14 protein-coding genes are annotated in these 13,437 nt (G+C 70.9%); 7 read left to right on the top strand and 7 right to left on the bottom strand.

Annotated elements, in window-relative coordinates; genetic code table 11:
• The first annotated feature begins 325 nt into the window (after positions 1-325).
• Positions 326-796, top strand: a complete 471-nt coding sequence (locus tag IEY69_RS00520) for a MarR family winged helix-turn-helix transcriptional regulator (RefSeq protein ID WP_189071223.1) — start codon at positions 326-328, stop codon at positions 794-796.
• Complete coding sequence (locus tag IEY69_RS00515) at positions 793-2,010, top strand: cytochrome P450 (RefSeq protein WP_189071222.1); 1,218 nt, start codon at positions 793-795, stop codon at positions 2,008-2,010. Before IEY69_RS00520 ends, IEY69_RS00515 begins: the two co-directional genes overlap by 4 nt.
• A gap of 133 nt (positions 2,011-2,143) precedes the next feature.
• On the opposite strand, the gene IEY69_RS00510 is transcribed toward IEY69_RS00515, so the two are convergent.
• Both IEY69_RS00510 and IEY69_RS00505 read right to left on the bottom strand, forming a co-directional pair.
• Positions 2,144-2,857 carry a hypothetical protein gene (locus IEY69_RS00510; protein ID WP_189071221.1) on the bottom strand — a complete coding sequence of 238 codons (714 nt, stop codon included), beginning with the start codon at positions 2,855-2,857 and terminating at the stop codon, positions 2,144-2,146.
• Positions 2,858-2,939: 82 nt separating this feature from the next.
• Positions 2,940-3,623 (bottom strand): DUF4258 domain-containing protein, encoded by a 684-nt coding sequence (locus IEY69_RS00505; RefSeq protein ID WP_373290962.1) that lies wholly within the window; start codon positions 3,621-3,623, stop codon positions 2,940-2,942.
• A 300-nt stretch (positions 3,624-3,923) separates the two neighbouring features.
• Between IEY69_RS00505 and IEY69_RS00500 the strand changes: the two genes are divergently transcribed.
• Positions 3,924-4,772, top strand: coding sequence for a GNAT family N-acetyltransferase (locus IEY69_RS00500; protein ID WP_229783515.1), 849 nt, complete (start codon positions 3,924-3,926; stop codon positions 4,770-4,772).
• A gap of 68 nt (positions 4,773-4,840) precedes the next feature.
• Entirely contained in the window at positions 4,841-5,149 is a 309-nt protein-coding gene (locus tag IEY69_RS00495; RefSeq protein WP_189071219.1) for a hypothetical protein, read from the top strand.
• Positions 5,150-5,206: 57 nt separating this feature from the next.
• On the opposite strand, the gene IEY69_RS00490 is transcribed toward IEY69_RS00495, so the two are convergent.
• The 4 genes from IEY69_RS00490 to IEY69_RS00475 form a co-directional block, all read right to left on the bottom strand.
• A complete protein-coding gene (locus IEY69_RS00490; RefSeq protein WP_189071218.1) occupies positions 5,207-6,640 on the bottom strand; it encodes an alpha/beta fold hydrolase in 1,434 nt (477 codons plus the stop codon).
• A gap of 93 nt (positions 6,641-6,733) precedes the next feature.
• Positions 6,734-7,483, bottom strand: a complete 750-nt coding sequence (locus IEY69_RS00485; RefSeq protein ID WP_189071217.1) for a hypothetical protein — start codon at positions 7,481-7,483, stop codon at positions 6,734-6,736.
• Positions 7,480-8,010, bottom strand: a complete 531-nt coding sequence (locus tag IEY69_RS00480; RefSeq protein ID WP_189071216.1) for a mismatch-specific DNA-glycosylase — start codon at positions 8,008-8,010, stop codon at positions 7,480-7,482. The genes IEY69_RS00485 and IEY69_RS00480 overlap by 4 nt, the downstream gene beginning before the upstream one ends.
• Positions 8,011-8,053: 43 nt before the next feature.
• Positions 8,054-8,650 carry a sulfite oxidase-like oxidoreductase gene (locus IEY69_RS00475; protein ID WP_189071215.1) on the bottom strand — a complete coding sequence of 199 codons (597 nt, stop codon included), beginning with the start codon at positions 8,648-8,650 and terminating at the stop codon, positions 8,054-8,056.
• Between the two features lie 227 nt (positions 8,651-8,877).
• On the opposite strand from IEY69_RS00475, the gene IEY69_RS00470 reads away from it, so the two are divergent.
• Positions 8,878-9,798, top strand: coding sequence for a DUF4032 domain-containing protein (locus tag IEY69_RS00470; protein WP_189071214.1), 921 nt, complete (start codon positions 8,878-8,880; stop codon positions 9,796-9,798).
• A gap of 48 nt (positions 9,799-9,846) precedes the next feature.
• Here the strand turns inward: IEY69_RS00470 and IEY69_RS00465 are convergent, their stop codons facing one another.
• Positions 9,847-11,169, bottom strand: coding sequence for a M17 family metallopeptidase (locus tag IEY69_RS00465; RefSeq protein WP_189071213.1), 1,323 nt, complete (start codon positions 11,167-11,169; stop codon positions 9,847-9,849).
• A gap of 133 nt (positions 11,170-11,302) precedes the next feature.
• Between IEY69_RS00465 and IEY69_RS00460 the strand changes: the two genes are divergently transcribed.
• The gene (locus IEY69_RS00460) at positions 11,303-11,635 is read left to right on the top strand and encodes an Asp23/Gls24 family envelope stress response protein (RefSeq protein ID WP_189071212.1); all 333 of its coding nucleotides are present in this window, start codon (positions 11,303-11,305) and stop codon (positions 11,633-11,635) included.
• Between the two features lie 61 nt (positions 11,636-11,696).
• The gene (gene fakA / locus IEY69_RS00455; RefSeq protein ID WP_189072277.1) at positions 11,697-13,256 is read left to right on the top strand and encodes a DAK2 domain-containing protein; all 1,560 of its coding nucleotides are present in this window, start codon (positions 11,697-11,699) and stop codon (positions 13,254-13,256) included.
• Positions 13,257-13,437: the final 181 nt, after the last annotated feature.

Below are 13,437 nucleotides of genomic sequence, written 5' to 3'. Positions count from 1 at the left end.
GCGGCGTCCACCCCCTTACTTTTTGGGTGATGGATGGTAGCCCACAGCGGGCGCACGATCTGACAGCAGAATTCAGAGGTATTGAAGGGTTTTCTCAATATCTCTGAATTGAGCGGACCCGAAGAGCTGCGCCGCAGAGCGAGCACCTGAGAAGGACAGCGGTTGGACGGGGAGCCCTGGGGCGTGCCCTTGGCCCCGGGGTGCAACTGGACACCGCTGTGACCGCTCACGTCACGCTTCCCCTCCCGATGCCCTGTCTGTTGTGCCGCGTGCTCCTTCACCCGGTCCTCAGCCACCGGCGCGTGGATTGTTGCAGAATGCAATCATGTCACCTGATCCGCACGAGCTGGACCTCTCGCGGCAGCCGCTGCGGTTTCTGGCCGCCTACTGGACGGCGTGGCAGGGCATCAGCGGACAGGTGCAGGCCGCTCTGCGCCGCGAGCACAACGACCTCGACCTGCGCGCCTTCCTGATCCTCAGTCACGTGCAGGCAGGCCCCCAGACACCCAGCGACCTCGCCCGCACGCTGGACCTGCCCCGCTACGAGGTCGCCCGCGCCCTGCGCCACCTCCAGGAGGCCGGAGCCGTCACGTACCAGCGGCCGCCCGGCGACGCGCGACGGCACGCCCTGCACACCACGCCCGCCGGTCAGGACCTGTGGCGAGCAGCCATGCAGACCGTCCAGCACGCCACGCAGCCCGCACTGGATCGCCTCGGACCGCAGCTGAACACGGTCACAGCCGGACTGGAAGCCCTGACCGACCTCTCCCCCACCTCACCGGAGGCCACCCCATGACTGTTCCCGAATCCACGCCCGCCCCCCGCTGCCCCTTCGGCGGCGACGCCCTCACCCGCCGCGCCGACCGCCCGGACCAGCCGGGCGCCGCCCCCACCCCGGACCCGCGCGGCGTCGTGCAGGTCCACTCGTTCCAGGGCGCGCGGGACGTGCTGCGCAGCGAGGCCGTCACGCAGGCCGGCTTCAGCGCCGAGACCGTCAACGAAGCCGGGATCCTCAAGCGCCGCCCCGTGCTGTTCACCGAAGGCGAGGAACACCACGAGATGCGCCGCGACACCGCCCGGTACTTCACGCCCGCCGCGGTCGCCACGTACCAGCCCATGATCGCGGCGCTCAGCGACGACCTGATCGGGCAGCTGGCCACCCGCGGCGAGGCCAACATTGACGACCTGAGCCTGACCCTGGCCGTGCAGGTCGCCTCGCAGGTGGTGGGACTCACGAGCAGCCGCCTGCCCGGGCTGGAGCACCGCGTCATGAGGTTCGTGGAACACGACGGCAACAGCGAACCCGGCCTGAGCCCCGAGAAGGGCCGCCTGCACAGCATCCTGGATCAGCGGCACCTGCTGGCCTTCTACCTGCTGGACGTGAAACCCGCCATCCAGGCCCGCCGCCGGGCGCGCCGGGACGATCTGATCAGCCACCTGATCGACCGGGAGTACAGCGACATCGAGATCCTCACCGAGTGCCTCACGTACGGCACGGCGGGCATGGTCACCACCCGCGAGTTCATCACGGTCGCCACGTGGCACCTGCTGCGCGCCCCCGACCTGCGCGCCGAGTACGTGCACGGCACCGAGAAGGAACGCCTGGATATCCTGCACGAGATCCTGCGCCTGGAACCCGTCGTATCCACCCTGTACCGCCGCGCGCAGACCGAACTGACCGTGGACGGGCAGACCATCCCGCAGGGCACGCTGCTCGCCCTGAACCTCGCGGACGTGAACACCGATCCCGGCGTGGCGGGCGCCGACCCGGCCGCACTGTGCCCCGCCCGGCCGCTGCCGCGCGGCGTGCAGGCCCCGGTCATGGCGTTCGGGGACGGGCATCACCGCTGCCCCGGCGCGTTCCTGGCCATCAAGGAGACCGACACGTTCCTGCGTCGCCTGCTGATCTGGCAGGACCTGCGCCTCGTGCAGGAACCCCGCGTGACCTTCAACGAGGTCGTGAAAGGCTACGAACTGCGCGGCCTGCGCGTCGCGCTGGGACGGGCCTAGAGCAGTTCCCCGAATGGAGGCATCAGGACAGCAGACGCATGATGCCTCCATTCCCCGTCCTGCTCGACCCTCTTCATTCGCGCTCCTGCGGAGCTGTACCCGTCTGCTCGGCCGTCACGACAGCACCTGTATGTCACCTGCGCTCACCTGCAGCGTCCGCCTCCACCTGCCGCGGGCGGACGCGGATCATCACGCGGTCATCCGCGCTCACCTGCGACTCGTCGTATGCGGTGGTCGTGACGGTCTCCTCCTCCAGGATCAAGTGGGCAGATCCCGCCACCTCGGCCGGGTCCTGCCGTCCCAGGGAGCGGGCGTACAGCGTGGCGCCCATCAGTCGGGACACCGGCACGTCCGCGTGCAGCAGGTGAGGCTCGGACCACTGCTGCGCCACCACCGCCAGGGGCGTGACCCTCACGAGGCCCGGGCGGTCCAGCTTCCCTGCCGCCGAGCGTTGAGGCGCACGGATCTCCTCGCGCAGTTCGATCAGCCAGGTGGCCTGCCCGCCCGGCATGGACGTCAGCACCCGGAAGATGGGGGGGCCCAGCGCAGCGGACAGGGAGAGGTTCTCCTCGAACATCAGCAGGCGCCAGTGCTCCTCGCTGTCGTCGCCCATGCTGACGCTGTCCCGGTCGAACGCGACGTGCAGCAGCCCGGACCGCATGACGTCCCGGCGGTGTGCCGCCTCGCGCCGCTTCCATTCATCGTCCGGATCCCGTGGTTCGGGGGGTGGCGTGCGGCGCGCTCTGGCGCGGTCCAGCCCGGCGCGGACCAGGGGCCGCAGTAGCCACAGCAGCAGCAGGACCGCGGCCCCGCCGATCACCTGTATCGCCGCGTCTGGTGGGGTCATGCCCGCCAGTGTAGAGCGTGGCCGTGTTCCGTCAGGGTCCAGAACGCCTGGAACCGGAGGTCAGCCCCGGTCCCACAGTCGGTCAGGCGCTCTTCTTCCAGCGGCCCTTGCCGCGGTGCCCGACGCGGTTGCCCGCCTGGGCGGTGCGGGCGCGGACGTGTTGGTCGTCGTAGCGGAGCATGACGGCCAGCCGGGCGCGGCTGATGATGTGGTGCGGGTGCCTGGGCACGAACGCCGTGACGATGTCCACGTGCCCGTCACGCTGCGGTTCGGCGACGACGTGCAGGGGCAGGGCGACGCCGCACGCCTCGAAGTACCCGCAGACCAGCCAGCGGCGCTCCTGGGTGTACACGGCGCGCACCCGGCCGGTCAGGAGGACGTTCAGCACGTCGTGTTCCAGGAAGCCCTCGGCGCGGGCGTGCCCGATGGCGTGCGGGCACAGGTGGTAGCGGCCGTCGTACACGGCGTCGCGCAGTCGGGCGTGCGCCTGCGCGAGGCTGAAGTCGTCGGTGCTGACGCCGCCCAGTTCCGCTTCCCGCTGCGGTTTCAACGGAGCCTGGGGACGCGCGGCGCGGGCCGGGGCGGGCGTGGGGGCGCGGCGGGCGGCCTTCTCGGCGCGGGACAGCTGGGCGCGCAGGGCGAGCAGGTCTGCACTGGCGGCCAGGGTGTGGGCCGTGCCGGGGTCGGCGGCGCGCGCGGCATCGGTGTGGGGGCGGGCTCGGCGGGGCAGGGGGCCAGAAGCCGGTTTGCTGGACTGTTTCGTCACGGCGGTGCACCTCCGGTCAGGCCGGGTCTGCTGCGGCGCGCAGGCCGCCCCTTTCAAAAAGAAAAGGCCCCTCAAACACGGCTTCGTGTCTGTGGGGAGGCAGGCGGCGTACCCTGTTCAGGGCATGCGCGCAGCATACCACGCGCCCGGGTCGGCGCGGCGTGACGGGCGGGGCAGACAGCGCGCGGCGCGCGTCACTAGGCTGAAGGTCAGCAGCGACCTGTTGCCGTTCTGCCGCCACGTGCTTCGCGTCACTTTCCTTGGGCGGTTGCGCCCGGAGGTCACCTCATGATCCGACCCATGCTGGCCACTGATGTTCCCGACGTGCTCGCCCTGCTCTCCTGGATGGACGACGCCCCCGAACGCGAGGTGTTCTCCCCCGACGCCCGCGACCCGCGCGAACTGCAGACCGAATGCGAGGACAACCTCTGCCTCGTGGACGTGGAGGACGAGGGCGTCCTGGCGTACTGCGCGCTCTCCCCCTTCCGGGACGGGCTGGTGCTGGAAGGGCCGATCAGTGACGGAGGGCACGTGCACACCCTGCTGCGGCGCGCCCTGACGCACAGTGACGGGCTACCGGTGTACGCGTTCGCTGCGCGGGACAACCTGCCGGTCCGCGAGGCGCTGGACACCGCAGGGTTCGGGGCGATGCACACCACGGACTTCTACAGCGCCCCGCTGGAGCGCCTGACGCCGCACGCCTGCGCGCCCGCCGGGACCCGCATCGCGCGGAAGCTGCCGCTGGGCGCGTACCGCGAGCTGTTCAAGTCCAGCGAGGACGCCTGGGCAGGACGGCTGAACTGGACACCTGAGCAGTTCGACGAGCATTTCGCGCGGGACGACGTGCGGCTCGTGGCGTTGATGCGGGGCGAGCAGCCGCTGGGGTTCGCGGAACTGGAATTCTGCCCGGAGGAGGCCCGCGCGGACGTGACGTACGTGGCGGTGCACCCGGCCGAGCGCGGGCAGGGCTACGGCCAGAAGCTGCTGGCCCTAGCGGCCGCCGAGGCCGACACGCACCCCGAGGTGCGGACCCTGCGGGTCCGGGCGCACGATCACATGAAACCCGCCCGCGCCCTGTATTCCCGGGCGGGCTTCACGCACTGCCGCAGCATCGTGACCTACATGCGCGACGGCGACGAGGACGTGTAAGGTCACGCAGCGCAGATTCCGCGCCCCGCCACACATGCGCGCGGGGTGCGGGGGTACGCTGCGCGCCTATGGCGAAGAAGGATCGGCGCACCCCGCAACCGGCGTTCGTGACCCTGCGGGACATGCCGGGCACCCGGGTGATGTTCTGGGTGGTGGACGCCTGCCCCTACTGCGGTGAGCGCCACGCGCATGTGATCGGCAGCCTGCGTGCAGCCGACCCGGTGGACGCCCTGGGGGAGATTCCCGCGCCGTGCCAGCCGGAGCGGCTGTACGTGCTGTCACTCCCGCCCAAACCGAAACGAAAGGGCGGCAAGGACGAGCGGCGCCGGGCCCGCCGGGACGGGAAACGAGAGGAGCGGGACGACGAGAGCTGGTAAAGCGGACCACGGGGCAAGGCCGGAGGGGAGGTCGATCACCTGCTGGCCTCCCGGCGGTCAGGAGCGGCGCAGGGGCCCCAGCCAGGACAAGATCCAGCGGGCGACCTGATCGCTGCTGGCTGTCGTGATGTCCAGGTGCGCGGCGCCCTTCAGGGTGCGCGTGGTCAGGGCCATGCGGGTCCCGGCGGCATATTCGCGGAATTGCGTCTCGGTGGTCACGCCCTGCTCGGCGGCGATCCCCAGGACGGGCAGGGTCAGGGTGCGGGACGGACGGACCGGCAGGGTCTTCTCGAACGGGGTGCCGGTGGTGTCGGTTCGGGCGGCGGCCAGATCCAGGGTCAGGCGGGCGGGGAAGTACCACTCGGTGTAATCGCTCAGGGGCGTCAGATAACGGCGGACGAAGTCGCGGGCGTCGGTCAGCTGGGAGGCGTCACTGACCCACCCGACGGGTTTGGTCGGGTCGGTCGCGCCGGTGATCCAGCGGGTGCCCTTGCCGCCCAGCGCCTGGGTGGGCAGGAAGGGCGCGTCGGCGGCGTTGATGGCGCGTCCGGCCTTGATGGCCATGAACGGCAGCAGGGCGTACCGCTGGTCCAGGCGGGTCATGGCCGCCGCGAGGTTCGTGGCGGGAAATGACGCGAAGCCGCCCTGCGGGGCCCGCGCGTCAGGTTGCAGGGCGGCCAGGCGGGCCTGCGCGGCGGCGCGGGCGGCCAGGTCAGGGCTGAAGTAGGGCGCACTGACGAAGGGCGCGCGGCTCAGTTGCTGCAGGCCCGGGACGGCGCCCATGAGGTTCGCGCCGCCACCCTGCTGGTACTGGTCCTGGGTCATGGGTTTGGTGCTCATCAGGCCCGGCAGGCCGTCGAGCATGACCAGGCCGCGTACGTCCTGCGCGCCGGCCTTGCCGCTGAAGTCGTACGTGGCGTACAGGCCGGTCAGGGTACCGCCCATGGAGTGCCCGCCGATGAACACGTTCGGGGTGAGGGTCCGCGCTTCGAGCACGGCAGCTCGCCAGTCGCGCAGCGTGGTGTCCAGGCCCCAGTCCTTCATGAACGTGACGCTGGCGGGGTCACGGGTGGGCAGGCCGCGCTGGACGATCTGAGCCAGTTGCGGCGCAGCGGCGCTGAGCAGCAGCGCATGGTCCTCAAGCAGGTTCGAGCGGCGGTCCACAGCCCACACGGCCAGAGTGGGGTCCAGACTGGTCAGCTGCCGGGCCAGCCGGTCGAAGCTGCCCGCCCCGCCCAGGTAGCCGGGCATCAGCAGCAGCACCGCGCCGGGCCGGGTGGGGCCGTAGCGCACGGTGACGCTGGTGTTCAGGGCGGTGGGTGTGCCGGGCACGGCCGCCCCGGGCCGGGTGACGCGGGTGGCGGCGACGCGGTTGAGGGTCGTGGCGGCCTGGGCGTTCAGTTCATCGAGCGCGGCGTCCTGCGCCGAGCCGGTGGGGGCCAGCAGGGTGCCGAGCAGCAGGGCGGTCAGGAGGGGGGTGGGGCGGGACATGAGGTCAGGTTGGCAGGTGGCGGCAGGCCGCTGGCCCCGGTTTCCTTCGCTGCGGTTGCGGCTTTCTGTAGGTGGCCTTTACCTGCGTGCCCGTCAGTCCTGGGGGGGCGTGTACTTGTCGCGCAGGAAGGTGGTGTCGGCCTGCTGGTCGCGGCGCTGCGCCTGGGCCTGTTCGCGGGTGATGGCGGTCATGCGGGCCTCGATGAGCTGCAGCTGGCGGTCCAGTTCCCGGTGGTCGGGGGTGTGGGCGGCGGCGTAGCTGCCGAGGATGCGGGGCAGGTCCTCGCGGGCGGCCTGCCGGGCGTCGAACACGTCGCGGGTGAGGGTGGAGGCGTGCTCGGTGACGCGCAGGGCGTCGCGGGTGGCGGTCACGGCCTGCTGGAAGGCGGGCAGGCTGGGGGTGGGCAGGGCGCGTTCGTACTGCCGCAGGGTGCGCAGCAGGCCCAGCTCGTCGCCGGGGGCGGCGTGCAGCGTGACAGTGTCGGGGGTGGGGGCGCGCAGCAGGCGGCGGGCGCGGCGGGCACTCCAGGCGATCACGGCGAAGCTGAGCAGAAGCGTCAGGGCCAAGAGCCACCCGGCGACGTCACTACCGGATGCCACGCCGATCCCCAGGAGGACGCTCAGGGTGCCCAGGAACGACAGGGCGACCAGTGTGAGGACAATCAGCAGGCCCACGCCGCCCAGTCGCCGGGCCTGTCCGCGCCCGCGGGCCAGGGCGGCGCGGGGGTCACCGGGGCGCTGCACCTGCCACGGGTCCCCGCCGGGCGCGGGGTCGGGGGTGGGTGTCAGCAGCTGGCGGGCGAGGCGCGCGCCACCGCGCAGATGGGGGCGGGAGCGGGTCATGACTCCGGTACGCGGCCCGGTTCGCCCGGGTTCCCGCGCAGGGCCTGCACGCGCGCCGCGAGCGCCTGCCAGGGTGCCAGCTGGAAGTGCGTCTGCGCCAGGGGGCTGGTGCTGGGCAGCACCCAGACCTCTGCGCCTTCCAGGGGTTCGGGGTGCGGGCCGTACGGGAGGCGGCCGGTGGGCACGCCCAGCGTCTCGGCCGCGCCGCGCTTGCTGGTGAACGCGATCACGCGGGGCTGGTAGGTCCGCAGTTTGACGCGCAGCTCATCAGGCGCCCAGGCACCGGCGGGCAGGTCGGCGTCCACGCCGCTGTGCCGCTTGGCGACGTCGGTCAGGCCGATGCCGAATTCGGGCAGGCGGGCGTACTCCTGCGGCATGAGCAGCTCCGGGGTCAGGCCGACGGTGGCCAGCGTGTGCCAGAAGCGGTTGCCGGGGTTGGCGTAGTAGGCGCGGGCAGCGGCACTGATGCGGCTGGGCGCGGTCCCGACCAGGATCAGCGTCAGGCCGGGCCGCAGGACGTCCGGCACGAGGTACTCGCCGCCGCCGGTCAGGTCGGGCGTGCCGGTGGGGTCAGTCGTCGTCGTAGCGTTCCTCCGCGAAGGGATCGCCGCGCATGTGGTACCCGTTGCGTTCCCAGAAGCCCGGCTGGTCGCCCGGCATGAATTCCAGGCCGGTCAGCCACTTGGCGCTCTTCCAGAAGTACAGGTGCGGCACGACCAGCCGCAGGGGCCCGCCGTGCTCGGCGTCCAGCGGCTGCCCGTCGAAGGTGTGGGCCAGCAGGTTCTCCGGGCGCAGGAAGTCCTCCAGGCTGAGGTTGGTGGTGTAGCCGCCGACCGAGTGCTGCATGACGTGCGTCGCGCCGGGCTTCAGCCCGATGTGCGCCATCAGGTCGGTGACGCGCACGCCGGTCCAGGTGGTGTCCAGCTTGCTCCAGTGGGTCACGCAGTGGATGTCGTACGTCAGTGTGGTCTGCGGCAGGGCCATCAGGTCCGCCCAGGTGAAGGTGTGCTCCTCGGCGAGTCCCGTGATGCGGATGACGACGTCCTCGGGCCGGTAGTGCTGCGTGGGGCCGTACGTGAGGACCGGGAAGCGCACGGTGAGGGTCTGTCCCGGGGGAACGCGGCCGCCCATGTCATCGGCGGGCTTCTTGAAGAACTTGCCAAGCATGCCGCATTCAACACCGGCGGGCGCGGGGACGCTGGCGGCACCGGACACCATTGACCGGAAACCTAAACGCTTTCAGAAGGGCCGCCCGGGGGGCTTTCGTCACCAACGCCTGACAGGGGCTGCGCTAGCATGGCGGCAAGTCCGGGTTTCTTCTCTCCCGGCGACGACAGAGGCGACCCGGCCCCACCCGCCCCCGACCGCAGGGGGCTCAAGGAGTGACCCGTCCCATGTCCATCTTCGATCAGGCCAAACACGACGTCGAACGCGCCCGTTTTCTCGGGGACGTGCGCGACCTCCTGTCCATCCTGCGGCGGCAGCCGAACGAACTGCTGCCGTTCGACTGGGTCCGGCACCTCGCCCCCGACGGCGAGCACCAGCGCGGCCTGGAGACCATCGAGGTGGACCACATCATCGGGTCGGTGGACCGCTACCGCGAGTTCGACCGGCACTACCTGCCCAAGGAAGCGCACCTGGACGAACGCTGGATCGGCGTGCGCGCCGCGCAGCTGCAGGGCAAGGAGCTGCCGCCCATCCAGGTGTACAAGGTCGGCGAACTGTACTTCGTCAAGGACGGCAACCACCGCGTGTCCGTCGCCCGCCGCCAGGGGCAGAAGTACATCGACGCGTACGTGATCGAACTGCACGTCACCGTCCCGCCCGAGGAGGGCGACACCCTGAAGGACCTGATCATCAAGGGCGAGTACGCGCAGTTCCTGAAGGCCACGAACCTCGACACGCTCGTCCCGAACCACCACCCGATCCGCTTCACCACGCCGGGCCGCTACGAGAAACTGCTGGAGCACATCCGCACCCGGCAGTACTTCTTGGACCGCAAACCCGACCGCGCGGGCCTGCCGCCCGTCACGTGGGAGGAGGCGGTGGAAAGCTGGTACCGCCGCCTGTACTGCCGGATCGTGGAGAACATCGACCTGCACGACGTGATGTCCCGCTTCCCCGGGCGGACCGAGGCGGACCTGTACCTGTGGATCATGGACCACCGCTACTTCCTGACGCAGAAGTACGGGCATGACGTGGGCAGCGAGGAGGCCACCATGGACTTCCGCGCGCAGCACTCCCCGCCCATGTACAAGCGCCTCAGTCAGCGCATGAAACTCGTGCTGCGCGGCAAACTGAACCCCGCGATGTAAGTGGGTCGTGGTGATTCCACTCACCACGACCCACTCTCCACGACCCGTTTACCGCGCCAGGACGTACTCGACGAGCGTGCCGACGCCCCAGCCGGTCGCGTGTTCCTCGCGGGTGGCGTTCCCGGCGATGTCCAGGTGCGCCCAGGGGCGCGTCACGAACTGCTGGAGGAACAGCGCGGCCTTGATGCTCGCCCCGGCGGGCTGCATGTCACTGTTCTTCAGGTCCGCGATGGTGCCCTTCCGGTAGGTCTTCAGGTACGGCTGGTGCAGCGGCAGTTCCCAGACGTGCTCGCCCGCACCCTGCGCGGCGGCCTTCAGGCGGGCGGTCAGGGCAGCGTCGCTGCTGAACAGCGCGGCGATGTCGTTGCCCAGCGCGCTGACCTTCACGCCGGTCAGCGTGGCGAGGTCCACGACCTCGGTCGCGCCCTCCTCGCAGGCGACGGTCAGCGCGTCGGCCAGCACGAGGCGGCCCTCGGCGTCGGTGTTCGTGATCTCCACGTGCAGACCGTTCGCGGCGCGGTACACGTCACCGGGGCGCATGGCGTCCGGCCCGACCATGTTCTCGGCAGCGGCGACGTACGCGCGGACCTCGACCCCCTCGGGAATCAGGTCGCGCAGGGCCGCCAGGGCGCGCACGGCGCCCAGCACGGCGGCCGCGCCGCCCATGTCGCTCTTCATGTTCACCATGCCCGCGGCGGGCTTGATGGAGTACCCGCCGGTGTCGAAGGTGATCCCCTTCCCGACCAGCGCGACGACCGTGTGCGCCTCGCCCCGCGCGGGAATGGTGGCGCGGATCAGGCGCGGTCCCGTCGCGCTGCCCGCCGCGACCGCCGCGAGGAGGTTCATGCCGCGCGCCGTGATGTCGTCGCCGTCCCAGACGTCCACATCCACGCCGAGGGCTTCCAGGGTGCGGGCCTCGCGGGCCAGGGTCGCGGGGTTCAGGACGTTCGCGGGGGCGCTCACGAGATCCCGCGCGAGGGTCAGGCCCGCGCTCAGCGCCTCCACGCGGGCGTGCTCGTCGGCGCTCAGGCCCTCCACGAACAGTTGCACGTCCCCCGGGGCGCTGCGGCGGTAGCGGCCGTCGCGCCACCCGGCGCTCAGGGCGGCGGCGGCCAGCGCGGCGGCGTGCTCGCTGGCGGGGACGCGCACGCGGGTGGCCTTCAGCTCGCGCGCCAGGCGGATCAGGGCGCCGCCGAGTTCCTGCCCCTCGGCCGGGCTGGCGGGTGCGAGCGCCACGGCCTGATCACCCGCGTCCGTGCGGGCGGTCAGGCGGACCTCTCCCCCGTCCAGGTCACGGGTCAGGCGGCCCCCGTCCGGCGTGACGAACGACAGGGTGAGGTCGGCGGCGTCCATGGAAGTGACCAGAGGCATGCGCGGAGTAGATCACGCGCCGCCCCCGGCGGGTTCCGCGAACCCGGACGCCGGGAAGTGGGCTTGAGCGAACCCTGAGCGTCACCGGCGTGCCGGGGAGGCGTGAGGGTGGGCAGGTATACTGCCCTTTACTGTGAATGGTTCCATTCAAATCACCGAGGCGGCCCTCGCCTCACTGATCGGGCTGACCGCCCACGAGATCCCGGGCGTGGTCGGCATGGCCCCCGCCAACCTCAAGGAGGGCCTCAGCCGCGTGCTGGGCCGCGCGAACGTCAGTGACGGCGTCGTGATCAGCCGCGACGCCGGGAAGTACGCCGCGGACCTGTACGTGGTCGTCGCGTACGGCGTGAGCATCCCCACCGTCGCCCGCAACGTCGTCGAGCGCGTGGAGCACACCGTGAAGACCCAGGCGGGCATCGACCTGAGCGCCACCCGCGTGCACGCCGTGGGGGTCCAGCGTGTCTGACGTCACGAACGCCGCGCACACCGGGCACCGCGCGCACCTGAGCCCCGCCGACCTGGCCCGCATGCTGCGTTACGCGACCGACTGGCTCGGCGTGTACCGCGAGCAGGTCAACGCCCTGAACGTCTACCCCGTCCCGGACGGCGACACCGGCACGAACATGCACCTGACCATGCAGTCCGTGCGCCGCGAACTGGACACCTGCGACGAGAGCAGCATGCCCGGCGTGGCCCGCGCCATCAGTTACGGCGCGCTGCTGGGTGCCCGCGGGAACAGCGGCGTGATCCTCTCGCAGCTGCTCAAGGGCTTCGCGGAGACCATCAAGGACCAGCAGGTCGTGGACGCCGCCACGCTGGGCCGCGCGTTCCAGGCGGCGCAGAAGACCGGGTACGGCGCCGTCATGAAACCCGTGGAGGGCACCATCCTGACTGTCGCGCGCGGCGTGGCCGAGGGCGCGAAAGGTGACCACATCGAGGACGTGCTGGAAAACGCCCTGTTCAGGGGGCAGGAGCTGCTGGACCAGACGCCCGAGATGCTCCCGGCGCTGAAGCAGGCGGGCGTGATCGACAGCGGCGGCCAGGGGTACCTGTACGTCGTGCAGGGCATGCTGGCGCAGCTGCGCGGCGAGGCGCTGCCCCCCGCGCCCGAGATCACCAGCTACGCGCAGGAGCAGTTCGAGAACGAGGAGTTCGGCTTCTGCACCGAGTTCCTCATGAGCGAGGCAACCAAGCCCATCGAGGAGATCCGTGAACTGGTCACGCCGTTCGGGGACAGCCTGCTCGTCGTGGGCGCGGAAGGCTACGTGAAGGGCCACATCCACACGAACGAGCCGGACCAGCTGCTCGCCACGGTGGGCCGCTACGGGAAGATGCTCAAGACGAAGGTCGAGGACATGAGCGAGCAGCACACCGAGATCCTCGGCATGGCCGGCGCCACTGCCCGCGCCGAGGAGGAAATCGCGCCCAGCGGCCTCGTGGCAGTCGCCAGCGGGTACGGCCTCGTGAAACTGTTCCGCAGCTTCGGGGCCAGGATCGTGTCCGGCGGGCAGACCGCGAACCCCAGCGTGCAGGACATCGTGGACGCCGTCCGGTCGGTCAGCGCCGAGCAGGTCATCATCCTGCCGAACAACAAGAACGTCCTGATGGCCGCCGAGAAGGCCATGGAACTCATGGAGGGCCGCGCGGTCGTCATCCCCACCCGCACCCTCGGCCAGGGCATCGGCGCGGCGCTGAACTTCAGCCCCGACGTGCCCGCTTCAGAGCTCGTGGACGGCATGACCGAGGCGTCCCGCGCCGTCACGACCTTCGAGGTGACCCGCGCCAGCCGCACCACCAACATCACCGTGAAGGACGGCCGCACCCTGGACATCAAGGAGGGCGACGTGATCGGCCTGATGGACGACGAACTCGTCCAGAGCGGCGGCACCCCCGAGGACAGCGTCATGGAGATGCTCAACCGCCACTACCAGGGGCAGGAGATCATCACCGTGTTCGGCGGCCCGCAGCACACCCAGGAGGACCTCGAGACCCTCGCCGGGCGCATCGGGAAGGAATTCAGCATGGCCGAGGTCGAAGCGCACCCCGGCGGGCCGGACCTGTACGACTACCTCGTCACCGTGGAGTAAGGGTCAGCGCCCCGCAGAACGGCCGGAAGAATCACGCTTCCGGCCGTTCTGCGGGCCCCACTCACTGGCGGACGTACCCGTCAGACGATGCGCCTTCGGCGAACAGAGTCCCCCTCTGCATAGCTGCTCACGGGCCGGCACCCCACCGCAGTCACCCCGGGCCTCACGGCCGACCCGCCGC

It is taken from the genome of Deinococcus sedimenti, assembly GCF_014648135.1.
Lineage (GTDB): Bacteria > Deinococcota > Deinococci > Deinococcales > Deinococcaceae > Deinococcus > Deinococcus sedimenti.
The sequence above is the reverse complement of the archived record's forward strand: the minus strand, read 5'-3'. Positions and strand labels throughout refer to the sequence as shown.

Coding starts and splice junctions, on each gene's coding strand:
- IEY69_RS00520 (WP_189071223.1), top strand. CDS start 326: ATGTCACCTGATCCGCACGAGCTGGACCTCTCGCGGCAGCCGCTGCGG.
- IEY69_RS00515 (WP_189071222.1), top strand. CDS start 793: ATGACTGTTCCCGAATCCACGCCCGCCCCCCGCTGCCCCTTCGGCGGC.
- IEY69_RS00510 (WP_189071221.1), bottom strand. CDS start 2,857: ATGACCCCACCAGACGCGGCGATACAGGTGATCGGCGGGGCCGCGGTC.
- IEY69_RS00500 (WP_229783515.1), top strand. CDS start 3,924: ATGCTGGCCACTGATGTTCCCGACGTGCTCGCCCTGCTCTCCTGGATG.
- IEY69_RS00495 (WP_189071219.1), top strand. CDS start 4,841: ATGGCGAAGAAGGATCGGCGCACCCCGCAACCGGCGTTCGTGACCCTG.
- IEY69_RS00490 (WP_189071218.1), bottom strand. CDS start 6,640: ATGTCCCGCCCCACCCCCCTCCTGACCGCCCTGCTGCTCGGCACCCTG.
- IEY69_RS00485 (WP_189071217.1), bottom strand. CDS start 7,483: ATGACCCGCTCCCGCCCCCATCTGCGCGGTGGCGCGCGCCTCGCCCGC.
- IEY69_RS00475 (WP_189071215.1), bottom strand. CDS start 8,650: ATGCTTGGCAAGTTCTTCAAGAAGCCCGCCGATGACATGGGCGGCCGC.
- IEY69_RS00470 (WP_189071214.1), top strand. CDS start 8,878: ATGTCCATCTTCGATCAGGCCAAACACGACGTCGAACGCGCCCGTTTT.
- IEY69_RS00465 (WP_189071213.1), bottom strand. CDS start 11,169: ATGCCTCTGGTCACTTCCATGGACGCCGCCGACCTCACCCTGTCGTTC.
- fakA (WP_189072277.1), top strand. CDS start 11,697: ATGCTGCGTTACGCGACCGACTGGCTCGGCGTGTACCGCGAGCAGGTC.